General features: G+C 49.3%; 21 protein-coding genes. 4 read left to right on the top strand and 17 right to left on the bottom strand.

The window, feature by feature from the left end; genetic code table 11:
• Positions 1 to 3: 3 nt before the first annotated feature.
• The 6 genes from aroK to KG631_RS05495 all read right to left on the bottom strand — a co-directional run bounded on the left by aroK (position 4) and on the right by KG631_RS05495 (position 5,566).
• Positions 4 to 522 carry a shikimate kinase AroK gene (gene aroK / locus KG631_RS05520; RefSeq protein WP_097112490.1) on the bottom strand — a complete coding sequence of 173 codons (519 nt, stop codon included), beginning with the start codon at positions 520 to 522 and terminating at the stop codon, positions 4 to 6.
• Between the two features lie 166 nt (positions 523 to 688).
• Entirely contained in the window at positions 689 to 2,755 is a 2,067-nt protein-coding gene (locus tag KG631_RS05515; RefSeq protein ID WP_213996332.1) for a type IV pilus secretin PilQ family protein, read from the bottom strand.
• An 18-nt stretch (positions 2,756 to 2,773) separates the two neighbouring features.
• The gene (locus KG631_RS05510) at positions 2,774 to 3,310 is read right to left on the bottom strand and encodes a pilus assembly protein PilP (protein ID WP_213996329.1); all 537 of its coding nucleotides are present in this window, start codon (positions 3,308 to 3,310) and stop codon (positions 2,774 to 2,776) included.
• A complete protein-coding gene (gene pilO, locus KG631_RS05505; RefSeq protein WP_213996328.1) occupies positions 3,307 to 3,906 on the bottom strand; it encodes a type 4a pilus biogenesis protein PilO in 600 nt (199 codons plus the stop codon). The genes KG631_RS05510 and pilO overlap by 4 nt, the downstream gene beginning before the upstream one ends.
• Positions 3,903 to 4,499, bottom strand: coding sequence for a PilN domain-containing protein (locus tag KG631_RS05500; RefSeq protein ID WP_213996322.1), 597 nt, complete (start codon positions 4,497 to 4,499; stop codon positions 3,903 to 3,905). The genes pilO and KG631_RS05500 overlap by 4 nt, the downstream gene beginning before the upstream one ends.
• Complete coding sequence (locus tag KG631_RS05495; RefSeq protein WP_213996319.1) at positions 4,487 to 5,566, bottom strand: pilus assembly protein PilM; 1,080 nt, start codon at positions 5,564 to 5,566, stop codon at positions 4,487 to 4,489. The genes KG631_RS05500 and KG631_RS05495 overlap by 13 nt, the downstream gene beginning before the upstream one ends.
• Positions 5,567 to 5,778: 212 nt before the next feature.
• Between KG631_RS05495 and KG631_RS05490 the strand changes: the two genes are divergently transcribed.
• Positions 5,779 to 8,385 (top strand): PBP1A family penicillin-binding protein, encoded by a 2,607-nt coding sequence (locus KG631_RS05490; protein WP_301003628.1) that lies wholly within the window; start codon positions 5,779 to 5,781, stop codon positions 8,383 to 8,385.
• A 112-nt stretch (positions 8,386 to 8,497) separates the two neighbouring features.
• On the opposite strand, the gene argH is transcribed toward KG631_RS05490, so the two are convergent.
• The 9 genes from argH to metB form a co-directional block, all read right to left on the bottom strand.
• A complete protein-coding gene (argH, locus tag KG631_RS05485; protein ID WP_213996311.1) occupies positions 8,498 to 9,886 on the bottom strand; it encodes an argininosuccinate lyase in 1,389 nt (462 codons plus the stop codon).
• A 5-nt stretch (positions 9,887 to 9,891) separates the two neighbouring features.
• On the bottom strand, positions 9,892 to 11,097 hold the full coding sequence (locus tag KG631_RS05480) for an argininosuccinate synthase (protein WP_213996309.1): 1,206 nt from the start codon (positions 11,095 to 11,097) through the stop codon (positions 9,892 to 9,894).
• Between the two features lie 7 nt (positions 11,098 to 11,104).
• On the bottom strand, positions 11,105 to 12,019 hold the full coding sequence (locus KG631_RS05475; RefSeq protein ID WP_213996308.1) for an ornithine carbamoyltransferase: 915 nt from the start codon (positions 12,017 to 12,019) through the stop codon (positions 11,105 to 11,107).
• Positions 12,020 to 12,085: 66 nt separating this feature from the next.
• Entirely contained in the window at positions 12,086 to 12,856 is a 771-nt protein-coding gene (gene argB / locus KG631_RS05470) for an acetylglutamate kinase (RefSeq protein ID WP_213996304.1), read from the bottom strand.
• On the bottom strand, positions 12,853 to 13,884 hold the full coding sequence (gene argC, locus KG631_RS05465) for an N-acetyl-gamma-glutamyl-phosphate reductase (protein ID WP_301003627.1): 1,032 nt from the start codon (positions 13,882 to 13,884) through the stop codon (positions 12,853 to 12,855). The genes argB and argC overlap by 4 nt, the downstream gene beginning before the upstream one ends.
• 126 nt (positions 13,885 to 14,010) lie before the next feature.
• Complete coding sequence (locus KG631_RS05460; RefSeq protein ID WP_213996298.1) at positions 14,011 to 16,908, bottom strand: ligand-binding sensor domain-containing diguanylate cyclase; 2,898 nt, start codon at positions 16,906 to 16,908, stop codon at positions 14,011 to 14,013.
• Positions 16,909 to 16,997: 89 nt separating this feature from the next.
• Positions 16,998 to 17,891 (bottom strand): methylenetetrahydrofolate reductase, encoded by an 894-nt coding sequence (gene metF, locus KG631_RS05455; RefSeq protein WP_213996296.1) that lies wholly within the window; start codon positions 17,889 to 17,891, stop codon positions 16,998 to 17,000.
• Between the two features lie 24 nt (positions 17,892 to 17,915).
• Positions 17,916 to 20,312, bottom strand: a complete 2,397-nt coding sequence (gene metL, locus KG631_RS05450) for a bifunctional aspartate kinase/homoserine dehydrogenase II (protein WP_213996293.1) — start codon at positions 20,310 to 20,312, stop codon at positions 17,916 to 17,918.
• Positions 20,313 to 20,318: 6 nt separating this feature from the next.
• Positions 20,319 to 21,605 carry a cystathionine gamma-synthase gene (metB, locus tag KG631_RS05445; RefSeq protein ID WP_213996292.1) on the bottom strand — a complete coding sequence of 429 codons (1,287 nt, stop codon included), beginning with the start codon at positions 21,603 to 21,605 and terminating at the stop codon, positions 20,319 to 20,321.
• 198 nt (positions 21,606 to 21,803) lie between these two features.
• Here metB and metJ point away from each other — a divergent pair, with 198 nt between their 5' ends.
• Complete coding sequence (metJ, locus tag KG631_RS05440; RefSeq protein WP_213996290.1) at positions 21,804 to 22,139, top strand: met regulon transcriptional regulator MetJ; 336 nt, start codon at positions 21,804 to 21,806, stop codon at positions 22,137 to 22,139.
• 83 nt (positions 22,140 to 22,222) lie between these two features.
• On the opposite strand, the gene KG631_RS05435 is transcribed toward metJ, so the two are convergent.
• Both KG631_RS05435 and KG631_RS05430 read right to left on the bottom strand, forming a co-directional pair.
• Entirely contained in the window at positions 22,223 to 22,870 is a 648-nt protein-coding gene (locus KG631_RS05435) for a response regulator transcription factor (RefSeq protein WP_213996288.1), read from the bottom strand.
• Positions 22,863 to 24,005, bottom strand: a complete 1,143-nt coding sequence (locus KG631_RS05430; protein WP_213996286.1) for a histidine kinase — start codon at positions 24,003 to 24,005, stop codon at positions 22,863 to 22,865. The genes KG631_RS05435 and KG631_RS05430 overlap by 8 nt, the downstream gene beginning before the upstream one ends.
• Positions 24,006 to 24,134: 129 nt before the next feature.
• Between KG631_RS05430 and KG631_RS05425 the strand changes: the two genes are divergently transcribed.
• The gene (locus KG631_RS05425; RefSeq protein ID WP_213996284.1) at positions 24,135 to 24,893 is read left to right on the top strand and encodes a hypothetical protein; all 759 of its coding nucleotides are present in this window, start codon (positions 24,135 to 24,137) and stop codon (positions 24,891 to 24,893) included.
• 50 nt (positions 24,894 to 24,943) lie between these two features.
• Positions 24,944 to 25,753 (top strand): SDR family oxidoreductase, encoded by an 810-nt coding sequence (locus KG631_RS05420; protein ID WP_213996283.1) that lies wholly within the window; start codon positions 24,944 to 24,946, stop codon positions 25,751 to 25,753.
• Positions 25,754 to 25,765 lie beyond the last annotated feature (12 nt).

The following is a 25,765-nucleotide window of genomic DNA, read 5'->3' as shown; positions in this document are numbered from 1 at the left end:
TCGTTAAAAACCCAACTGATCTATTATTTGGTTTGCTACAGCCCTGGCGCTCTGTTCGTCAGTGCGGACAGTGAAGTCTGCGATCTCTTCATAAAGCGGATTACGTTCAGCCGCTAATCGCTCCAGAACTTCACGCGGTGCTTCTTCTGTTTGAAGCAATGGCCGGCGTTTATCACGTTGGGTACGGGCTACTTGTTTTTCTATCGGTGTTTCCAGATAGACTACAATACCGCGGGCTGATAAACGGTTACGAGTTTCTTTGCTGATAACCGAGCCACCCCCTGTTGCTAAAACAATGCCCTGCAACTCGGTCAAATCTGAAATTACCGTTTCTTCGCGCACCCTGAAACCGTCTTCACCTTCCAAATCAAATACCCAGGCAATATCTGCACCGGTGCGGCGCTCGATTTCCTGATCTGAATCGTAGAAGTCAAGATGAAGCATGTCTGCTAAATGACGTCCGATGGTGCTTTTGCCTGCGCCCATCGGGCCAACAAGGAAGATATTACGTTTTTCTGCCATATGTCGTAGTGCTAAATCAGCTTACTCAATGAAAAGTTGAATTCAAGGACCAAAAGGCTCCCGCGAAAATTTGAAGCGCTGAATTATGTCAGGAATGGCCTTTCGTTGGCAAGTTAAATCTGACTTAATGCGGGAGCCGCTTCGCAGCTCCCGCATCAGCCATTGGTTACTGGCCTTCGGTCAGAATTTTCGGCGTGACGAAAATAAGTAACTCATTTTTCTCATTAACATCGCGTTTTGACCGGAATAACGCGCCTACGTACGGGATATCCCCGAACATTGGTACCTTAGACACAGTTGACAAAATTTGCTGCTGATAGATACCACCCAGCACGATAGTCTCACCGTTATCAACCAATACCTGGGTCTGAATTTGCTGGGTATCGATAGCCGTCGCTGGTCCGGTCGGTGTTTGTACCGTTTCACCCCGGGTATTCTGGGTGATGACCAAATCCAGAATAATTTTATTATCCGGGGTAATTTGTGGCGTGACGGTCAGACTCAATACGGCTTTCTTAAATTCAACCGTAGTAGCACCGCTTGAAGCTGCCTGCACATAAGGGATTTCAACACCTTGCTCGATGCGGGCCTCTTTCTGATTCGAGGTAGTAATCCGTGGGCTGGCGATAATTTCACCTTTATTTTCCTGTTCCAGTGCTGACAGCTCAAGGTCAAGCAGCGTACCGTCGGCTAAACGCGCCACATGAAAGGCAATGCTGCCAGCCGGGTTCTGAATGGGCAGGTTAACATTCCAGCGATCATCTAATGCCGGGAACTGGCCAGTAGAGATGGCATTTGAGCCATTTGCGTTACCAGACACACCACGGTTACCACCACTGGTACTTTGCTGATCACTGAAGCCCCAGCGGATTCCCAGCTCATCGGTGACGCTGTCCCGTACTGTTACCATTCTTGATTCGATAAGTACCTGACGCACTGGTACATCAAGCCGCTCAATAAGCTTGCGGACACTCTCGATATTTTTAGCTGTGTCTTTAATTAATATGGTGTTAGTCCGTTCATCCACTACCACGCTACCCCGGCTGGATAATAAGGTTGCATCCTTATTGCCCAGTAATCCTGCCAAATCACCCGCTTTGGCATAGTTAATGGTTAGATAATCCGAGTAAAGTGGCTCAAGCTGCTCAACCTGCTGTTTAGCCTCAAGTTCTCTGGCTTCGCGGGCAGATAACTCTTCGGTAGGTGCTACCATCAGGATATTACCGTCCATCCGCTTATCCAGGCCTTTAACCCGTAACACGATATCGAGCGCCTGATCCCATGGCGTGCCATCTAGCCGAAGCGTAATGTTGCCGGTAACGGAGTCACTGGTAACCAGGTTAAAACCGTTGTAGTCAGCAATAATCTGTAAAACGGTCCGGATAGGGATATCCTGGAAGTTTAATGATATTGCCCGCCCCTTATATTCACGACCGCCTCCTAAAATGCTGCGGTTTGAGGTATCTCGCTCAACGTTCAGGGTAAAGATATTATCGATTTGCTGATATGTATAAGTGAACGCATCACTGGTGGCAATTTCCAGCCGGGCTGACGCACCATCTTTAAAGGTTTCAATACCGGTAACGATAGTACCGAAATCCATAACATCTAATTGATATAACAGCTCGTCAAGAATATCAGTGTTGTGGAATTCAACAATCAACTTACCTGCCCGCTCGCTCACATCAACAGCGGCTGTATTCTCACGCAAGAACACTAACACCCGGCCTTCACCTTTCTCGCCGCGGCGAAAATCAATCGCTTGCAGCCGGTTGATATATGTCGGTGTTACATCTGCAGCCTGACCAACCTGCTCTGCCGTGGGGTTATCAGAAATGTGCATATAAAACACATTACCACGTACCCGGGTACGGTAAATTTTCAGGTAATCCAGATAGATTGTTGATTTAAAGCCTTCACCCAGGAATTCAGATTTTACTCTTTTTACCCCAGCTTTATCGATCAGTACTTCTTCAAGTTTTTCTTCATAATCTGAGTTATCAAAATATAATTCGATCCGCGCGGGTTCGTTAAATACCTGAATACTGGGATCGGTATAGAGATCTTCATCGAAAATAAACTCGATCTCTGTTTCGCCGGTGAGCAAGGGGTTATACCTGACATCGTACAGCAAAGGGACTGCCGCTGCGGGCAACGCTAACAACAGTAATGCTGCCAGACAAAGCCGGGTGCCGGTGATTCCTCGTGAAATTCTTTTGATTATTTTATCCATGATATACTCGCACACCTATCAATTACTCGTCATTGCTGTATTTTCGACCATTTGAATCATGGTAGTCCGCTCTTTCCAGCAACCTGCCCCATCTGGGATCAACTCTAACAATTCAACATGGGTTGGCTCTACCGTTATCACCCGCCCGTGAAATAAACCAACATAGTTATTCAGCGTTATCCGGTGCAAGGTTTTATCTGACGCTTCAATTAACGCCCAGATATTACCGGTGTCGCCCAGAGTACCGCGCATTTTCAGGTTATCCAGTGCATATTTCTCCAGTGGCTCTTTGCGCCGCCTTGGATCCGGATGCAAACAATCCTGCACTTGCAAGAATCGATCCTGCACAGCTTCTGGCCGTGGCTCAGAAAACGGGCTGCGGCTATTTTGTGAAACATAAGCAATATGCTCGAATTCCTTAACCTCGGGTAAAGGCTCGACTCGGGGTTGAGTACTGGCCTTGACTGAGTCCATGTGCGCCTGAACGTCACTTAAGTCATCAAAACAACCAGACAATAATGTAGCGACAGAGACGGCTAAGATGAGTTTTCTCATTGCGCAGTCTCCTTGTAACGGTAGGTTTTTGCAGTAACATTAAAACGCAGTCGTTCATTCTCTTCAGTTTGGATAGAGAAATCATGTAAGCTGACAATCCTGGGCAACTTAGCTACTTCACTAACGAAATTACCAAACTGATGGTAGTCACCCACTACGTCAATCTTAATCGGCAATTCGGTATAGAACTCTTTCTCAATTTCCGGCTCCCAGTTGATTCTGAGAAACGTTAAACCGCTGGTTGTGCCGACATAGGTAATATCATCCAGCAAGCCAGGTGTTTCATGAGTCGTAGGTAGCTGCTTAAGTAAAAATGAAAACGTATTTTCCATCTCTACCATCTGCTGTTTGTAAAGATCCAGGTTCACTGCTGAAGCATAGCGGGTGCGATAAAGTTGACGTAATTCAGTTTCTTTTTGCTTGGCGCTGTTTAATTCGTCAATTTTGCTGTCGATTAACATAAAATAAGTCAGGGTTGCCACCAGCGCCGCCAAAATAATGGCGAAAATGACTTTTGCAGCAACCGGCCAGGAACCCATATTTTCGATATCAAGATCATTAATATCAATTTCAGATAAATTGAAATTCATACTCATCGTGCACCACCTCTCGCACTGGGTGTAACCGGCTCACTATCCTGCACTGCTTCATAGCCTTTCACCGTAAGATGCATCTTGAAGTTACTTAGCAACCGGGATTCATCTTTACCTGCTTCAATAAACTCCAAGAGTGGACTGTCCAGTAATTCAGATTGTTCTGCATCACGTAGCATAGTCGACAACCGGTTATTAGACTCACTGCGACCTACTAACAGCAAATTCGAGCCTTTTTTCTCTAATTGAGTCAGGTAAATACCAGATGGCACCACCCTGGCTATTTCGGACATAATTTCCGTACCGAGGTTACGGCTACCCTGCAATTGTTCAATCAGGCTCATCCGCTGCTGCAGGCTGCGTTTTGTTTCATTCAGGGTGCGAATTTCAGCGATTCGCTGGTCAAGTACCTTGATTTCGTTCTCCAGATACCGATTCCGCTGATACTGACCATCAATCATGCTGCTGTACACCATGTTGATCAGGAAGAAAACCAGGAAGCTCATTACCGCAGTCATAGCCAGTATCGTTACATACTGCTTTTGTTTTTCTTTGCGCGCAGCTTCACGCCAGGGCAGTAAATTTATATATGCCATGATGAAAAACTCCGTAAGGCAAGGCCGCTGGCAACCATCAGTTGCGGAGCGCTTTTGTTTAATTGTTCGCGGTCTACTGAGGTAGCAACGTCAATCGTTTTAAAAGGATTGGCAACGACAGTATGAATGCCTAACTCGTCGATCAATAGCTTATCTATTCCTTCGATCAAAGCGGTACCACCTGAGACAATAAGATAGTCCACAGCATCACGGCCACTGCTGGTCAGGTACATTTGAATGCCACGGCGAATTTGCTGCAATAGCATCGTCTGAAAAGGTGCCAGCACTTCAAAAGTATAGTTAGGAGGTAAATCGCCACTGACTTTGGCCAGTTCTGCCTCATCGTAGCTTTTGTTGTAATAAGACAAAATGCTGCGGGTATACTGTTCGCCACCAAAAGCCTGATCGCGGGTATAAAGTGTTTTGCCTTTCTCAACAATACTCAGTAACGTCATTGTCGCACCAATATCAACCAGGGCAACGACCTTACCTGCAGCATCGTCAGGCAGTTGTTTCAAACACAATTCAGCCGCCCGGCTCAGTGCGTAACTTTCAACATCAACCAGTTTGGCGCTGAAGCCACCATTATCCAACGCCGCCACCCGTGCCTCAACACTCTCAGTGCGCGCTGCACTTAGCAAAACATTGACTTTGGAAGGATCTGATTCGTTAACATCTAATTTCTCGAAGTCGAGACTGACTTCGTTCAACGGATAAGGAATTAATGTATCGGCTTCAACTTCAATCTGACTTTCCAATTCAGCATCAGTTAATGACACATCCATAAAAATGACTTTACTGATCACGGTGGATCCTGATACTGCGGCAGCGGCAAATTTAACTGACCTTGGGATCTTTTTGCGGATCTTGCCGATCACATTACCCACGGCTTCGATGTCCTGGATCTCGCGATCCGACATCGCGCCTTTAATCATTGGCTCGACAGCAAAGGCTTCAACCTTATACTGGCTGCCATGCTGGCTTAACAGCACAGCCTTGACGGAATGGGCACCGATGTCAATACCCACCATCATCGGTGTTTGTTTACTGAACAGGCTTTTTATCATAGCTTCCTGTGGCCATTTTATAGTTATGATTCTTATTGTCGTATTCTTAGCTCAGTCGCTATTTTTAGCAAGAAAAAGCGTTTCATCGACAGCCAATAAATATATACTAGCAGCGTTGTAAAGGAATTGGGAGTAAAAATTGGGGTTATTCAGTGTCTTGGGTTAAAAAACTTTTAATAGTCTTTCTGGTTGGATTTTTAGCCGGGATCCTGATGATCGCGGCAATGTATTTTTATGTCAGAAATGATCTGCCTGACGTTGCTACCCTAAAGGAAGTAAAGCTGCAAACCCCAATGCAGGTTTATACCGCTGACGGTCAGCTTATCTCTCAATTTGGTGAGAAACGGCGAATACCATTAAAACTGGATGAAATGCCACCTTTACTGATTCAGGCATTCTTAGCTATTGAAGATACAAGATTTTATGATCACCCCGGTATAGATATTATTGGCATAATGCGGGCAGCCACTGTGGTTGCATCGTCGGGGGACTTCAGTCAGGGTGCCAGTACCATTACCCAGCAATTAGCCCGTAATTTTTTCCTCAGCCGGGAAAAAAAGGTCATGCGCAAAATCAAAGAAGTGTTTCTGGCATTTCGGATTGAGCAATTACTGAGTAAAGATGAAATTCTTGAACTGTACCTGAATAAAATTGAACTGGGCCATCGATCTTTCGGGGTAGGTGCTGCCGCTCAGGTTTATTTTGGTAAAACAGTAGATGAATTAACCCTGGACGAGATCGCCATTATTGCTGGTTTACCCAAGGCTCCCTCGACACTCAATCCCATCCGTTCTGCGGCTAATGCCAAAAATCGTCGTGATGTCGTTCTAACCAGAATGCGCGCCATCGATGTGATCAACGAGCAAGACTACCGTGCAGCTTTAGCTGCACCGATTACCAGTAAACTTCATGGTGTCCAGATCACGGCCTCAGCCCCTTATATTGCTGAAATGGTTCGGCAGCAAATGGTGGAGCGTTTTGGTGAAGAGGCCGCTTATTCAGAAGGTTACCGGGTTTATACTACGATAAATAGCCAGCATCAGCATGCGGCCAAGCAAGCCTTGCAACAGAATTTATACAACTATGACGAACGCCATGGTTATCGGGGCGCGGTTGCGAAATTGTGGCAAGCCGAGTTAGCCGAGCAAACCGGAACGCCAGAAGAGTCGGATCCAGCGCAAGAACAGCAGCCGTTATTTATTGAAGAGAACCGTCCTGAACACGCTGAGATAATCAGCTACTTAGCTAAGCAGCAGGGTATTGAAGACTTATTCCCGGCAATAGTGTTGACGGTATATAACAATAGTGCTGATGTTTTGCTGGCCAGTGATCAGATCGTGACCCTCGAGTGGGACGGTTTAAAATGGGCCAGAGCATTTATCACTGATGAGCGCCAGGCGGTTGCACCGAAAAGCGCGGCTGCCATTCTGGCACCTGGTATGCACATTCTGGTGCGCCAGCAAGATGAACAATGGCGGCTTAGTCAGGTACCAACTGCCAGTAGTGCCCTGGTCGCAATTAATCCTGAAAACGGCGCTATTCAGGCGCTGGTTGGCGGGTACAGCTTTAGCCAAAGTCAGTTCAACCGTGCAACTCAGGCCAAACGCCAGGTGGGTTCGAATATCAAGCCTTTTATATATTCAGCGGCTTTAGAGCAGGACTATACCCTGGCGTCGATCATGAACGACGCACCAATTCATCAGTGGGATGACAACGCCGGTATTGCCTGGCGGCCCCGGAACTCACCGCCGGTCTATGATGGACCAATCCGGATCCGGGAAGCGCTGGCTAAATCGAAAAACGTGGTATCTGTCAGATTGCTGCGTGGTGTTGGCATAGACGAGAGCATTCGCCATCTGCAACGTTTTGGCTTTGCGGCTGATGACCTGCCCCGGAATGAGACGCTGTCGCTGGGCTCGGCATCAATAACACCGTTAGAGCTGGTGACTGGCTATGCCGTGTTTGCCAACGGCGGTTTCCTGGTCACGCCATTCGTGGTCGATCGGGTGCTGAACGAGCAAGACGAAGTGATTTATCTACACTCACCGCAAATCGCATGTGCAGATTGCCAGGCAACGAGTGCGGCGGACGATGAGCTGGCAGCAGCCAGCGCTGAACCAGAACAAACAATCGACAGCGAACAACAATTGTTTGAGCTGTTCAATACCATGCAACAGGCTGATTTAACAGAACCTGTGGACACAGCATTTGAGCCTGATGAAGCCACTCCGATAGTGGCCGAGCAGGTTATCAGTAGTCAGAATGCTTTTTTAATTGCTGACGCCCTGACCAGCAGCGTCTGGGGCGGCGGGGACTGGAGCAAGGGCACCGGCTGGAATGGCACGGCCTGGCGGGTTCAGCGATTGAAGAGACGGGATATTTCGGCAAAAACAGGTACCACCAATGATTCAAAAGATACCTGGTTTTCTGGATTCACCACCGCAACTGCGGTCACAACCTGGGTTGGCTTTGACGATGCCAATCGCAGTCTGGGCAGAGCTCAGTGGCATGCCAACATGGGCCAGGACCAGAGCGCCGGCACTGAATCAGGTGCCCGCACCGCGCTGCCTGCCTGGCTTGAGTATATGACTAAAGTACTGCCAGACTATCAAGAACAACCGAGGCCAGCGCCCACCGGTTTAGCATCAGTCAGGATTGATCTGGCCACTGGCCTGTTAAGCCGCAGTACTGACCACACCAGTAGTTTTGAGTATTTTAAAATTGGCACAGAACCGACTCAGTACAGTCAGAATAGCGTCCAGCAAATTCATTTTGATAATGACAAAAAGGCGGAACCTGATGAGTCAGAGTTATTTTAAAGACCTGCTGTGGCCGGCAGAGCGGTTAAACTCCCGCTACGGTGATTACCGGTAAATAAATAGCCAGCATCTTGCTGGCTATTTATTTTAACTGAAAGCATTGTTCCGGTTGTTACCCGGAAACAGTCTTTTCAAACCAGCTTTTAGCATCAGCAAGGGCCTGTTTTACTTGTTCTGCCGCTGTGCCACCCAAGGCACAGCGTCTGGCCATGCCGGCTTCTAACGTCAGCGCCGGATAAACATCTTCAGCAATTAATTCACTGATCTGCTGAAGTTCACTTAAACTTAGCGCTTCCAGTGGCAACTGCTGCTTTGAGGCAACTAACACCAGCTCTCCAGCACATTCATGTGCATCCCGAAATGGCATGCCCTTACTGACCAGATAGTCTGCTAAATCAGTGGCATTGCTGTAGCCCAGCTCAGCCGCCTTGAGGCATTGCTCCCGGTTTACGCTCAGGTGAGGTAGCACCGTGGCCAGTACTAACAGCGATTGCTGCCAGCTATGCATCAGGTCAAAGAAGCCCTGTTTGTCTTCCTGCATATCTTTGTTGTAAGCCAGTGGCAACCCCTTTAATACATGCAAAATAGCCACCAGATGCCCCAGCACCCGGCCAGTCTTGCCCCGCAGTAATTCGAAAACGTCCGGGTTTTTCTTTTGCGGCATCAATGACGACCCCGAGCTTATCGCATCGCCCAGTTTAAAGAAGCCGGCTTCGCCGGAGCAGAAAAAAATCACATCTTCTGATAAGCGCGATAAGTGAGTCATACACAGGCTGGCTGTTGCCGACAGCTCTACCAGATAATCGCGGTCAGAAACCGCATCCAGACTATTAAGCGCTGCATTGCTAAAGCCCAACTCGTTTGCCAGGACCTGCCGGTCAATGTTGACGCCTGTACCCGCCAGAGCACCACAACCTAGCGGGCAACTGTCCATTCTGACCAAAGCATCATCCAGCCTTCCCAGGTCGCGTTTAAACATTTCAACGTACGCCAGAGCCCAGTGTGCTACCAAAACAGGTTGCGCCCGTTGCAGATGAGTAAAGCCCGGCATCACGGCTTGTTCAGCCTTGTCAGCAAACTCAAGTAAAGCAGCCAGTGCCGCCAACAGCGACTTACGTACCGTACCGGCTTGTAAGCGGGTCCACAGCCTTAAATCAGTTGCCACTAAATCATTGCGACTGCGGCCGGTGTGTAGTTTCTTAGCAACATCACCGAGCGTAGTGGTAAGCTGACTTTCGACCCAGCTGTGAATATCCTCTTCCCGGGTCTGCAAAGGCAACCGGGGGTCAGCATCAATTGCGACAGCTAAATCGGCCAGCCCCTGATCCAGCTGCTGCGCTTCGGAGACTGTAATAATGTCTGCTTGTAACAGTCCTTTGGCCCAGGCTCTGGAGGCAGCAATATCCTGCTGCGCCAGCAAATAATCAAAACTGAGCGAATCGTTAAAATCACGAAACTCGCTCAGGGTGGCTTCAGTAAAACGTCCTCCCCACATCGCCATGACGGTTAGTCCTTTTGTTGGTGCATTGCCCGGATCCGGCTGGCCAGGCTATACAGCCGGATAAAGCCTGCCGCATCTTTCTGATCGTATACTTCGTCACCTTCAAAGGTAGCGAAAGCTTCTGAATACAAAGTATTTACCGAGCGACGTTTCGCTACTGTGACATTACCTTTATAAAGCTTGATCACGACCTCACCGGTTAACTGCTCAGCCAGCGAGGTGGCCGCTGCCAGCAATGCATCTTTAAGCGGGGTAAACCAGCGACCATCGTAAACCAGCTGGGCAAATTCCAGGCCGATTTCCTCGCGGTACTTCAGTGAACTACGGTCATACACCAGTGCTTCCAGCCCTTTTAACCCCGCCAGTAAAATGGTGCCGCCCGGGGTTTCATAGCAACCACGTGACTTCATGCCTACCAGCCGGTTTTCAACGATATCAATCCGACCGACACCATGTTCGGAACCCAACTCGTTTAGCAGCTCAATGGCTTTCACACCATCCAACTGCTTGCCGTTAACCCTGGTTAACTGGCCCCGTTCAAATGCCAGCTCAACGTAGGCCGGATGATCCGGTGCCTGCTCCGGCGATTTAGTCCACATCCATACCTGTTCAGACGGCTCACACCAGGGGTCTTCCAGCTCGCCACCTTCATGCGAAATATGCCATAAATTGGCATCACGGCTGTAAATCTTGGTAGCAGAAGCGGTGGTAGGCACTTTTTTCTCTGCCAGGTAGTCCAGTAAAGACTGGCGCGAGGTAAACTGCCATTCCCGCCACGGCGCGATAACTTTCAGCTGTGGTGCTAACGCGGCAAAACAGCTTTCGAACCGCACCTGATCATTGCCCTTGCCGGTACAACCATGACATAACGCATCGGCACCAAGCTCCAGCGCCAGCTTTACCTGGGCGCGGGCGATAACCGGCCGGGCCATCGATGTTCCCAGTAAATACTGACCTTCGTATACCGCGCCGGTTTTTAAGGTCGGGTAAATAACCTCATTGACCAGTTCCTGGCGCAAATCGACCACATAACAGCTGCTGGCGCCAGAATTAATGGCTTTTTGCTCGACCCCTGCCAGTTCTTCATCGCCCTGGCCGACATTAGCGACAAAAGCAACAACTTCACAGTTATAGTTATCTTTTAACCACGGCACGATAGCCGACGTATCTAAGCCACCCGAGTACGCCAATACTACTTTTTTAACACTCATTGTTACCTCAACTAAATAAACTGACTAATACGGCATTCTGGGCATGCATCCGGTTTTCTGCCTGCTGCAACACCAACGAATAATCACTATCCAGCACTTCGCTGGTCACTTCCTGGCCCCGGTGTGCCGGTAAACAGTGCATAAAATGTTTCACGGCTAAGCGCTGCATGGCCGCAGTGTTAATCTGATAATCAGCAAACAACTGGCCCACTTGTTTTGGATCGGCCTTAGCCCCCATCGACAGCCAGGTATCGGTATAAATTGCATCTACCCCGGCAGCTGATGATAAATGCTGACTCAGGATCAATTTTGCACCGCTTTTTGCTGCCATTTGCTGGGCTTTTAACAGTACATGGGCGTCAGGGCCAAAGCCAGGTGGCGTAATAACGGTTAAGTCCATCCCCATAATTGCCGCGCCAAGCATTAATGAATGACAGACATTATTGCCATCGCCAACAAACGCCAGGTGCACTTTATCCAGTTCGCCAAACTGTTCGTGTAAGGTTAGTAAATCTGCCAACGCCTGACACGGGTGATATAAATCGCTCAGCGCATTAATCACCGGTTTTTTGCTGCTATGCGCCAGCTCAATCAGCGTTTTCTGGGAGAAAACCCTGGCGACGATAGCATCAGTCCAGCACGCCAGATTACTGCCAAAATCCTGTACCGATTCACGTACGCCCATAGCGCCATTTTGCAAGTCTAAATAAACGCTGTGACCACCCAGCTTATTAATGCCGACATCAAAACTTACCCGGGTTCGCAATGAAGGCTTTTCAAAAAGCAGAGCAATACTTTTACCAGCGAGGGCGCTACTGTACTGCGCCGGGTTTCGTTTAATTTCAACGGCTAATTTCAGAATCTCATTTAGCTGATTCCGGTCCAGATCGGCTAAGCACAGTAGCTGGCTTAATTTACTCATAAAACACGCTGTAATCCGCTAGGCGGTTTCCTGATTAAGCCATAGGTGTGCAACACCCTGGCGGGTTTAATACAAAATACAAGTGCCTACTGGCTCGTCCTGCATCAATTTTAATAAATTCTCTGGTTGCTGCCAGCCAGCGACAATAATATTGCGCTGTAACGCCATGCCGGTTTCCAGCGCAGCATCCAGCTTCACTTTCATGCCACCTTTAATAACCCCGCTGGCGACCAGCTCGGCAGCGCCCGCCGGGGTAAGCTCAGCAATCAATTGCATCTGACTATCCAGAATTCCCGGAACATCAGTCAGCAACACTAATTCGCCCTGTACCAGCTGACAAATAGCTGCAGCCGCTAAATCGGCATTCACATTCAGCAACTGGCCTTCGCTGCCGATGCCGACAGAGCTGAAAACCGGGGTAAAACCTTGCTCAAGCAATAAGTTAATCAGTTTAGGACTGTTTGCTTTGGCCAGGCCAACAGCACCCAGTTTTTTATTAACGGTAAACTGCAAACTGCTCCCGGCAGACAGGTTAAGACCCACCGGATTTAAGTGTTGCAACATCGCCCGACTTACCAACTCAGCATTCACTGCACCGTCCAGGGCGCCGGTAATGACCGGCATTTGCTCTGCTGGCGACACCCGCTGGCCGTCAATTTTTTCAGTAGTAAAACCAAATTTTGCCAGCCATTGATCAACCTGATCGCCGCCACCATGCACCAGCACAACAGGTCGCTGTTGTTTAAGTTGCTGACAAACTGCAAGCAAGGCATCAAGTGCCGGACGCTCCTGCAATAAGCGACCACCCATTTTTATTACCAGCGGTAAAGTCTTCATACCACCACCCCGCTGAATAAGCCCGCTGTTTCGGGCTTATTAAACCGGACATTGGCAGCCTGCATCGCTTGCGCAGCAGCACCTTTGAGCAGGTTGTCAATCGCCGACACGACCACCAGCTGTTCACCATCTTGCTGCCAGTACATATCACAATAGGGGGTGCCAGCGACATTAGCGACATTAGGAGACTGGGTTAACAGCCGGACCAGCGGTTTATGCTGATAAGCTTCAGTAAAGGCGTGTTTAACCTGTTCCGGACTGACGTCAGCTTTTAAGGTCACTACGCTCGTGGCAAGGATGCCACGTTTAAAATTACCCAAATGAGGGGTAAATACCACTTTACGTCCCAGGTTCTGCTCAATCTCAGGCCGGTGCCGATGGCCAAAAAAGCCATAAGCATTTAAGCCCACTTCACAAAATGACGTGCTAAGAGCAGCTTTACGGCCCGCGCCAGACACACCACTGGTTGCGTTAATTACCGGTATACAATGCTTAGCCAGCATGTCGGCTTTAATTAAGGGCAGTAACGCCAGCGAACAGGCTGTGGGATAACAACCGGGTACCGAAATTAAATTGCCCGGAGCTTCATTTAACCATTCCATCAGGCAATACACAGCGTCATTCAGTAGCTGTGGATGCTGATGCTGATAACCATAATATTTAGGGTACAGATCAGCTTGCTTCAATCGAAAAGCACCGGATAAATCAACCACCACTATGCCAGCGGCCAGTAATAATGGCGTAACGGCTTCGCTCGCTTCATGCGGCAGTGCCAGAAAAGCCACATCGACCTGTAGTGAACTGATGCGCTCGTCCTGCCAGGGCTCTACCATAATATCAATCGCATTGGTAAAGCGCGGATACAAATTACTTAAGGGCTCGGAAGTGCGGCCGGCAGAGGCAAATGCATGATCTAGTGAAAAATAAGGATTGGCAGTAAGCAAGGCGCATAACTCTGCGCCGCTATAACCGGCGGCACCTAATACCGCGCTACGAATTTTTTGTTCGGAAGAAGACACTAAAGACATGTTAACCATTCTCAATTGCAAAACCAGCTAAAAGTTATAGCATAAAACGGTTGCTAGTGTAGAACGGCAAACATGCAGAATCAACAATAATTATGCTGTTTTTGTGAATTTTTATCTATTTTATGTTTATAGCTCAGGGTCAGTGCCGACATGACTGACCACGGTATTACGCCCCCGGCTTTTTGCCTGATACAACGCCCGGTCAGCGTCAATAAGCAGTTGCTTTCCATCATCTTTATCCTGAAGCATTGCCAAGCCAATACTTAAGGTAACGGTCAAATCGGGTACGATGTCGGTAAAGCAGGTATCGGCCACGCGCTGGCGCAGTCTGTCGCATACTTCCTGCGCTAATGCCAAAGAGGTGTCCGGTAACAAAATAACAAACTCTTCCCCCCCCCAGCGCGCCAATGAATCAATATCACGGCAATGCTGCTGCAAGGTCGCTGCAACCCTTTTTAATACTTCATCGCCCACGCTATGTGACCAGTTATCGTTTACCTGCTTAAAGTGATCAATATCCAGCAGTGCCAGACAAAGCGGCTCTTGCTGGCGCTTCGCCCGCTTCAGCTCATGCTGCATAGCTTCATCAAACGCCCGACGGTTTGCCAGACCCGTCAGGGAATCCAGTCTGGCCAGAGCAGCAAGCTCAGCAGTTTTTTCGGCCACTTGTCGTTTCAGTTTCAATTCGCTGCGTTTTAAGCTGGCAAGACGCCAGCGCACGGCAGCAATCATCAAAGCGAGCAGAACTAATATTACCAGTAACTGAAATACCGGTCGCTGCCAGAGGTGAGGCGCAATACTAAAAGAAATACTAGCCGCTGCCGGGCTCCAGCCACCATCAGGGTATGACGCTGCAACATTAAAGGTGTAATGTCCAGGCGCTAAGTTGGTATATTGCACGTTGGCCTGAGTACCACGTCCAGCCCACTCCTGCTCAAACCCTTCAAGCATAGTGCGGTACTGAATGCGCTGCGGCATAATGTAGCCCAAGCCGGCATATTCCAGTTCTACCCGGCTGGTACCCGCTGCCAGTTCGACAGGTTGCGTCGGCGAATATTGCTTGCCATCTGCTACCAACTTTTCCAGCACAACTGGCGGTATCACCGCCGAAAACGCACTTAATCTGGCAGGCTGTACTTTACTGGCACCAACAGATGTCGCCACCCAAACCGAGCCATCGCTATGCAAACTGGCCGCCGGCGAGGAACCACCATTTGTCTGAGCGCTTGCCATTCCATCGCTTTCGCCGAATAGCTCGTAATTTATCTGGTCGCGACGGCCATATACAACGTCCAGCGCCTGCTGTCTGTCCAGACGTAACACACCACGATTGGTGGAAATCCAGAAGTGCTGTTGGTTATCAATAACTAACTGAAAAAGCTTATCAAAGGGCATGCCATGACTACGGCCTATCAATGCCAATTGCTCAGTGGCAAGGTCGAACGCGACCAGACCGCGGTCAGTGGTCATCCATAAGATGCCGGCAGCAGGGTCTTCGACAAAACCAAATGCATATTCGGCCTGGTCCAGCACACTGAAGTCAAGCTGAGTTACCCGATCGTTATGCCACACCGATACACCGGCACCACTGCCAATGAATACCCGGCCATCGTCAGTTTGGTGCAGTGTCATTATAAATGGTGAAGGTAATGCCACCGCTGCTACCGGCGTGGTGATCTGACCTTTTGCAATTAAATTCAGCCCCTGCGATGTACCCACCAGTACTGAACCGTCTGGTCTGGGTAAAATTGCCCGGACTTCATTAGCTGCCAGGCCATCCTCACTATTATAGTGCGCGACCACTTTACCCCCGGCGTAATGTAAAAGACCGTCAGTATAGGTGCCTATCCATAAACTTTGCTGCTGGCCCACGGCCAGACTGAGCACAGATTGCCCTTTCGCATGGCTGGACAAGTCAATATTGCTAATAACACCGTTGCAAACCTGATCGAGGCCTCTGCTACTGCCGACATACACACAGTCTGCCTGGTCAGACATCACAGTTCGCACATAATTATCTGCCAGACCCTGCTCACTGGTATATGTCGTAAAAGGTGCATCACGCAGACGGAAAACACCGCCGTTAGTACCGACCCAAAGGCTTTTTTCTTTGTCGCGCAACAACGCCAGTACCCGGTTATTTGGCAGCCCCTGCTCAATACTCAGTTGCTCCACGCTGTTGTTATACAGTCTGAGCAAGCCGCGGTCGACAGTGCCTACCCAAAGCACACCGGACGCCTCGGGTAGCAAGGTTGCAACCGGAACGTCTGCCAGGAGCTGGGTAAGCTGCTGTTGCTCATTTAGCTGAAATAAACCGCGCTCAGTACCAATCAGCAATTGCTGCTCACTGTTGGCTGCCAGAGCAAATACCGGAGAGGTAATCTGCTCGGGAAACTGGTGGCTCAGAACCAGGTTGGTGTCAACTAACGCTAGCCCCGCAGTGGTTCCTATCCAAATCTGCCCTTTGCTATCTTCATATAAACCATGCGCCGCATTGGCGGGTAAACCATTGTCTTCAGTAAACTGGCGACGACTACCATCCGACGCCTGCATGACAACCCCTTCCCCCTCTGTCGCCAGCCACAGCCTTTGCTGGCTGTCTACTATGGCTTTGTTTATTAATACCCCAAGCGGAGGATAGCTCTGCCACTGCTGACCGCGAACCCGGGCGATGCCGCCACGCGAGCCGGCAACCAGTAAGTCGCCATTTTTTGCCACAGTTAACGTCCGGATACCCGAATCAGGCAAGCCGGTTTCTGCACTGCGCTCAAAAATATCGAAACGCCGACCATTGAAGCGGGCCACACCCTCCCAGGTAGCAAACCATAGGTAACCATCGGGTGTCTGGGCAATGGCATTGACTGTGTTATGAGGTAAGCCATCGACGGTACTCCAGCTTTCACTGAAGTAGTTGTCAAGGCTGACAATGTCATTGGCTTTGGCGATTACGGGCGTAACCAGCAATCCACTAAACAACCATAGCAGGCTAGTTGCACCGCTTCGGCAAACAGTTAACAACGACATGGCCAATCCCTGTTTCAAGAATACTTAACTTGCGTCAGCAAGATTACCGTTTTTGCCGATACTTGGGAAGCCTGATTAAACAGATGTTGCTAAAGCACGGGGCGTACGCCCAGTAAATGACAAATGGCATAGCTTAATTCACTGCGGTTAAGCGTGTAAAAGTGGAACTGATCAACCCCCTCCCGGCTTAATACTTTTACCATTTCCATCGCAATGTTTGCCCCCACCAGGTTGCGGGTAGTCGGGTCATTATCCAGGCCCTGATAGGCTTTATTCATCCAGTCAGGAATAGCAACATTAGTCAGACCGGCAAATTTCTGCAACTGCTGAAAATTGCTAACCGGCAAGATGCCCGGAATAATATCGACATCAATACCTATGGCGGCACAACGATCGCGGTAGCGTAAAAACTTCTCGATATCAAAGAAAAACTGAGTGATAGCCCGCGAGGCACCGGCTTCAACTTTCCGTTTTAAATTCAATAAATCGAACTGGGCATTAGGGGCTTGCGGATGTACTTCAGGGTAGGCGGCCACAGAAATATCAAAATCGGCAACAGAGCGCAAAATTTCAACCAGATCAGCGGCATATAATTCAGGTACTTCGGTGCTACCTGGTGGTAAATCGCCGCGCAACGCAACTATATGGCGGATACCGTTATCCCAGTAGTCGCGGGCAATATCAATTAGCTGTTGTTTAGTGGCATCGACGCAGGTTAAATGCGGCGCCGCAATTAAACCGGTTCGTTGCTTTATCGATTTAATAATATCGTGAGTACGGTCCCGCTCCCCGGAATTAGCGCCATAGGTGACCGACACAAAAGACGGTGCTAATGGCGCCAGCCGTTCAATTGACTGCCATAAGGTTTGTTCCATTTGGGCGGTCCTGGGCGGGAAAAATTCAAAACTTACATTTACCTTACCCTGTACATCGTGCAGGTTGCGGTTAATTGCGTCCAGATATTGGGCATTAGCAAAGGCCATAATTCTTCTCGTTAACTATCAAACTTAGTGGCTTGCGCCCGTTAAAATGAGCTGCTGACACAACTGGGCCAAATCAGCGTGAATACCTCCGGCGGTAACGTGTTTACCGGCGCCCGGACCTTTTAATACCAGCGGGTTTTCGCAGTACCACTGGCTTTCTATCACAAAAATATTGTCGCACGGTGCCAGCGCGGCTAATGGCTCATCAGCTGCCACGTGCAGTAACTTTACTTCAGCCTCTGGCCCGTGGTCAGTCAGGGTTAAACTGGCGGCATAACGCAATAGTTTGCCAGCAGCGTTGGCTTCATCCCGGGCATTGGCCAGCATCCTATCCAGCAACTCACGTTGCTGCCAGGCCTCTGGCCAGCTGCCGGCGGCAAGGGCCTCTGGCATCAATGGCTGCAGGCTGATGTGTTCCAACTCCATACTCAGCCCCAGTTCACGCGCCAGCACCAGCAACTTGCGCTGGACATCAATACCTGACAAATCGTCCCGTGGATCAGGCTCGGTAAAGCCCAGCGCTGCCGCCTCAGCCAGTAAATTTGAAAACGGCTGGCTACCATCAAACTTACATAGCAACCAGGATAAGGTACCGGAGAAAACGCCGCTAATCCGTTTGATTTTATCGCCACTTTGCAGCAGACTTTGCACAACCTGCTGTACCGGAATGCCAGCACCAACAGTAGTATTGCTGCGCCAGCTTAACTGGTTACGGTGTAACTCTGCCCGGATAGCGTCGAACTCGGTCAGCGGCAGAGTAACCCCTTGTTTATTGGCACTAATGATATGACAACCTGCGGCAATAAAATCCGGATACTGCCTGGCAAACTGCAAGCTCGGCGTTATATCCACTAATACTTTTGGCTCCGGTAACTGGCCAATATATGCCAGCAACTCAGGTTCAGAATAGCTGTCGGCAGCAGCAAGCTCACTTTGCCACTGTGCCGGGTTCAGTTCTTCGCCAAGCAGGGCCTGGCGTGAATTAAATACCCCCGCCAGTTGTACGCTGATCTTAGCGCCAAGTGTTTCTATCTGCTCTGGCAGCATTTGTAAAAACTCAGTCCCGACATTACCGGTGCCCGCAACCAACACTTGCAAGGTGGGTTGGGTGGCCATACAGTGCTGGTGAACTTGATTTAGCTCTGTCACTGTTAACTCCCGTTTAAACAGCCATACGGCCAATTGATCGTTCTCATATAAGTTTTGTACCTCAAGCTTTTGTAATAACTGAGATAAAACAGGACTAACTTGTTGTTTGCCACTCGCCTTTAACCAAACCAGCGCATAGTAATCGAAGGTATCTGCCAGCGGATGACTACCTTGTTGTTGCAACAGCGTGGCCGCTTCAGGCCATACCGAGGATGGAATAAGCCAACGCTCGTTGTTGTCATCACTACCATCATAATGCTGTGGCAGCACAACCACGGGGTTTTGTAATTGTTCTGCCAGGGTATCGGCGTTTACAGCCTGGCTGCGGGTTAACGACACTAAGCGTACCGGTGCTAAACTGGTTAAAAATGCCTTTGCCGGGGCGTTGGCAACAACTTCACACCCTTGATGGCCTGGTTGCAATGCACTGCGTACCTCCAGGCTCGTGCTGCTGCCAGCAAGAGGAGCCAGTGTGCGGGCATGTAATACCGGGTTGCCCAACGCAGCCAGTTGACGAGCCTGCTGCACGTTTACTTTGCGGTAAGGTTTAGCACTGGCACATTTGCGCGGATCAGCGCTGTAAATCGCTTTGACATCAGTCCAGATGCTGACTTTATCTGCAGCAAGCAACGCTGCCAGCAATGTTGCGCTATAGTCGCTGCCATTACGACCCAGGGTGATACTTGCACCGTGCTGATTACGACCAATATAACCGGTAACGACATATATCAGCGCAGACGGCTGACTGGCTGCAGTTAAATCGGCTAACAACGACGAACTACACTGCCAGTCTGGGTTAGTTCCATTAAAGGTAAGAAAGTCCCGGGCATCAATTGCTACTGCTTTTTGACCCTGCTCAGTTAGTAATGCTGCCAGCAACGTAGCCGACAGTAATTCGCCAATGGCTAACACTTCGTTATTCTGACCGGTAGCTAACCACTTTGGAACCTGCTCAAGCCAATTGCTCAGCGCTGCAATTACCGGTGTTGCTGCCTGAATTGATAAGGCAGCTAAAATCAATTGTTGCAGCTGCTCTGAAAGATGCGCCAGTAGCGGGGCAACAGCATCACCTCGTTCAAAGCCGGCAATAAGTGCCAGTAAGGAGTCAGTGGTATCGCCTGGCGCTGAAACCACAACCCAGGGCTGACCTTGCTGCTGCTTGAGCAGCCGGGCAACTGCCAGATAACGCTCTGCGCTGGCCAGACTGCTACCACCGAATTTATGAACCTCAACCGCAGGCCGGGCTAATGATGCTGTTAAATGCTGACTCATCTTTGCTTACCAGAATGCGCTTAAGGCCGGGTTCAGCCGGAATTGCTGGTCGGCTGAACCTTTGACTGAACCTTTATCCGTATTACCGCTGGCAACCCGCTCTGTGTTGTTATTGGGTGGCGAGGTATTAAGCCAGTCCGCTACTGCATTAAAGCCAGCTTGCAAGTCGGCAATTAAATCTGCCGGGGCTTCAATGCCCACTGACAAGCGGATTAAGGTCGGGCCGATACCCGCTGTTTGCTGGGCAGCCGCATCCATTGAGGCATGGGTCATCGTGCCCGGGTGACAGATTAAGCTTTCAATACCACCTAATGATTGCGCCAGGGTAAAAAGTTGCAGGCTGGCGAAAAATACCGGTAAAGCGTCAGCCGGGCCGGCTAAATCAAAACTGCACATTGCCCCAAATCCTGTTTGTTGCGCTTTAGCAATGGCATGGCCGGGGTGGTCGGCCAGGCCCGGATAATATAATTTGCTGACCAGTGGCTGGCGCTGTAAAAAACTGACCAGCTCGCTGGTATTTTGTTGTTGTAGCTGCAACCGTGGCACCAGCGTGCGCAAACCCCGCAGTGTCATGTAGCTGTCAAAAGCCGGCCCGGTTACCCCCAGACAATTAGCCCACCATTTTAATTCATCGCCAATTACCGGGTCTTTTGCTATCAGCACCCCACCAACAATATCGCTATGGCCATTAATATATTTAGTAGTGGAATGCATCACAATATCCGCCCCAAGCAGCAATGGCTGTTGTAATACTGGTGATAAAAAGGTGTTGTCCACGACTACCTTTGCACTCAACTCTTTCGCCAACTGGCACACCGCTTTAACGTCGGTAATTTGCAGCAATGGGTTACTTGGCGTTTCCAGCCAGATCATTGCCGGCGTTGCTGCCTTAATTTTTTCAGCCCAGTCGCTTTGCTGGAAATTAATGATCACCAGCTTAAAAGCCTGCTTGCGCGCTGCCAGATTGGTAAATAAACGATAACTGCCGCCGTAGCAATCATGCGGGATCACCAGGGTATCATCCGGCCCCAGCAGTTGCAGCGCCAGTAAACAGGCTGACATACCACTGCCGGTAACAATTGCCCGGGCTCCTTGCTCCAACTGACATAACGCTTCGGCCAGGGTATCCCGGGTCGGGTTATTGGAACGGGAGTAATCATACTGGCCCGGTTGTTTGAATGCCGGTAACTCATACGTAGACGTTAAATATAAAGGTGGGGTAACTGCACCAAACGCCGTATCCTGAGCTATGCCGGCCCGGGCAGTAATGGTTGCAGCAGCTGAATCAGACATAACGACACCTTTTAGACTTGCATTTTTGGATGTTTAGACGTCTAAAAGTATATCGATCAAAAATTGGATGTCAAACCATTTAGCCGTCTATAATGATTATTTGTTGCTCACTATTGGACATGGCGGGATAAAAAGTTAGAATTTGGCAACTGCGCGAGCAAATACGAATAACCATTATAAATAACTAAGGTACCCTTTATGGCTAAATGGAATGGCGAATACATCCATCCTTATGCGGAACATGGTAAAAAGTCAGAACAAGTCAAAAAAATTACCGTGTCTATTCCGCTGAATGTTTTAAAAGTATTAACCGACGAGCGTACCCGACGTCAGGTTAACAACCTGCGCCATGCCACCAACAGCGAATTGTTATGCGAAGCCTTTTTGCATGCTTTTACCGGCCAGCCGTTACCCGCTGACGAAGATTTACGCAAAGATAACCCGCACCAGATACCAACTGAAGTACGGCAGATATTAACCAGCATGGGCAAGCCTATTCCGGTCATTATTGAAGCAGACGACACCGATGATTAACGCCTGAGCTGCCACTGAAAACCGCCTACGGGCGGTTTTTCTTATTATTTTGTCTGGTTTTTTAGCCCTAGCCGGGCAAAACCCTAGTTAATTAGCCCCAGCTCCAGCGCCAGCAACACTGCCCGCGTTCTGTCCCGCACCCCCAGTTTGGCTAAAATCGCTGAGCACTGGTTTTTCACGGTGCCTTCCGATTTATACAGTGCTGCCGCAATTTCTTTATTGCTGTAACCTGCCGCCATTAACTGTAAGATCTCCAGCTCTTTATCACTCAACGGCTCTAGCTGTGTGGGCATGCTAAAACCCGCATTGCTGCTTCCCCTGAGACTCCCGAGTAAGCGCTCGGTTATATTCGGGGCAAACCAGCTACCGCCATCGGCCAGGGTTGCAATCGCCTGCACCAGGGTCTCCAGTGATACATCTTTTAATAAAAAGCCCCGTGCACCATAAGAAATGCTTTTTAGCACCAGTTCATGTTCATCGAAAGTGGTCAGGATCAATACCGGTGTGCAAACGCCGGCCTGTTTCAATGACGCCAGGGTTTGCACACCATTCATTACCGGCATCGACAGATCCAGTAAAATAACGTCAGGCTGCAACTGTGAGCAAGCATTCAGCACGCCGGAACCATCAACACACTCCCCCACTACCACGACCTTTCCTGATAATCCAAGCAAACTTTTAATACCATCGCGGATCAGTTTCTGATCATCCACCAGCAATACTTTATGCATTGTCACTCTCGCTGTAGGGAAGTGTTATGGTTAACTGCATTGCCTGGTGATTATTGCTTAGTACTAAACTGCCCTTGCACTCAGCCAACCGCTCCTGCATGCCGGTAATACCGTTACCAGGCTGCCAGCGTGGTGCCAGGCTACCATTATCATAAATCACGAGTTGTAGCTGTTGTTGTGTTACCTCTGCTTCAATGGTCACTTCGCTGGCGCCACTGTGCTTTAAACTGTTGCTCAACGCTTCCTGTACAATACAAAGCAGATGCTGAGCCTGTGCCAGATCGTTGAGCATAATATCAGACGGGATTTGCAGCTTTACCTGCAGCTGTGCTGGTACTAACCGGGTTAAGCCACTCAATGCATCCAGTAAACTGATATCAGCATACTGACGCATGGTACTGACAGCGTCGCGAACATCTGACAACAATAGTTTCGCTAACTGATGACATTTATCGACCTGTACTTTTGCCTCACCGACGGTTAAATGGCTGGCAACCTGCAATTGAATAGTCAGCGCTGTTAAATGGTGGCCGACTACATCGTGCAAATTACGGGCAATCCGGGTGCGTTCACTCTGGCGCGACGCTGCCTGTAGTAATTGCTGGGTAGCCAGCAGCTGCTGATGTTTTTGCTCCAGTTCATCTTTGGCATTCTCAGCATCGCGGCTGGCACTTTGCACCATTACCGCAAATAAATGAAAGCAGCCATATAATAATGCTGTTATCCAGACCGCCCTGCCACCTTGCCAGGCCGCCAGCCCAAACCAAACTGCCACAACTATTATTGTCAGCAACAATGCCGGTCCGGTCCGCATAACAAAAGGCAACATAGCAGCCCAGATTACCGTCAGGATAGACAGAAACTCAAAATTGCGTGCTGGTGTCAGCCAGAGCAAGCCAATAGCCACCAGTAATTGCAACAGCAACAGATAGCGCCCAACAGGGCTTTGCAAACCATAGCGGCCTTGCTTACGAGTCAGCAACCAGAATAAACCACCATAAGCCAGAAACAATATATGCAACGTTAAGCCGCCATATGTTGCCGCTGTTTTCTGCAAAATATACAGGCTGATGCCATATACCATCAGCCAGGTTAGCAAACCGGCCAGGGTAGCGAAGTCAATTTTAGTTTTCATTTGGTCATTATGCTGAGTAACTAAATAACTGCAATAGGCCAGAAGTAACAGTACAAAGTCCTGACTTTTGGCACCTGTTTACACATCTGCTCAGGCGTAAACTGCAAGCCTCAACCAAGGAGGCTAGTCATGCAATTTATTCATACCAGTTTGCTTTATATGCACATCGTACTCGGTGCTTTCGCACTATTGCTGTTCTGGTTGCCGGTTATCGCCCGTAAAGGCAGTAAGCTGCATATTAATGCCGGCAAAGTGTTTTATTACATAATGCTGTTTGTAGCCGGCTCCGGCGTGATAATGAGCGTGATAGGTTTAGCAGACCCTGAAAAGATTTACATTGCAGGCAAACAACTGACCACAGAACAAATCGAGCGAATGCTGGTGTGGCGCATTCCGTTTAACTATTTTTTACTGCTACTAAGTATCCTGACCTGGGTAACGGTTCGCCATGCCATTGGTGCGCTGCGAGCTAAAGCTGACCGCAGCCTGCTGCGCAACTGGACCTATCAGGGCCCGGTATTTTTACTGTTCCCGGTTGCACTATTTGTTGGTTGGCAAGGAATGAGCATCAACATGCCGCTGCTGCTGATATTTGCAGTGGTTAGTCTGATCACCGCCAGCACGATAAGTTTGTATGTTTTTAAAGCCGATGTTAAACCACGCGCCTGGATTATTGAACACTTCAGCGCCATGGTCGGTGCCGGTATTGCGGTTTACACCGCCTTCTTTGCGGCAGGCGGACGGAGGGTGTTGTCGCAATGGTTGCCGGGCGACTGGCAGTTGGTCAGCTGGCTGGCGGCACCGGTTATTGGCCTGACCATACTTGTCACCCTGACCGGTTATTACAAACGTAAATATAAAGTGCAATACAACAAAGCTTTACAATAGCCTTGGGGCTGGCTTAATGTCCCTGACAATGCTGACCAGGGACAACAAAAATGACCATAAATAACACTGCAGTTAACAATAAAGTGATTTGGATCACCGGTGCCTCCGGTGGTATTGGTGAAGCCCTGGCCCGTGAGCTTGCCGCTGACGGGGCCAGACTGATATTAACTGCCCGGCGTCAGTCTGAACTGGTGCGGGTACGCGCCAGCCTGCCCAATGCAGCTTCTCACCTGATACTGCCGCTGGATATTACTGACAACCATGCCATCACAGCTGCTATTGCTGAGATTAAGCAACAAATTGGTGGCCTGGACTGGCTTATTAATAATGCCGGGATCAGTCAGCGCGCTTTAATAATGGACACCACACTGGATACTGAGCGCAAGCTATTTGAAATAGATTACTTTGCCCAGATTAACTTAACCCGCCAGGCCCTGTCACTGCTACTCGCCGATGGTGGTGGCAAAGTGGTATTTGTGTCCTCTGTCGCCGGTTTAGTGGGTACCCAGTACCGCGGCAGTTATTCTGCCGCCAAATCGGCGTTGCACTTGTGGGCGAATAGTTTGCGGGCCGAGCTATTTGAGCAGGGGCTTAGCGTCGCCACCATTTTTCCAGGCTTTGTCAAAACTGAAGTGTCACGCAATGCGTTGACCGGCGATGGTCATGCCCTGGGTGAAATGGATGAGGCACAGGCCAAGGCCATGAGTGCAGCACAATTTGCTGAAAAAGCCGTAAAAGCATTGGTTAAAGGCAAAAATTATATTGTTATTGGCGGCTTAAAAGAACGGCTGGGAGCCTGGGTATCGAGATTGTCGCCAGAACTATTGTATAAAATGATCCGAAAAAGCACAGTACGATAACTTCAGCAGGCC

Origin of the sequence: Arsukibacterium sp., assembly GCF_018402695.1 — a bacterium.
GTDB lineage: Bacteria > Pseudomonadota > Gammaproteobacteria > Enterobacterales > Alteromonadaceae > Alishewanella.
The sequence above is the reverse complement of the archived record's forward strand: the minus strand, read 5'-3'. Positions and strand labels throughout refer to the sequence as shown.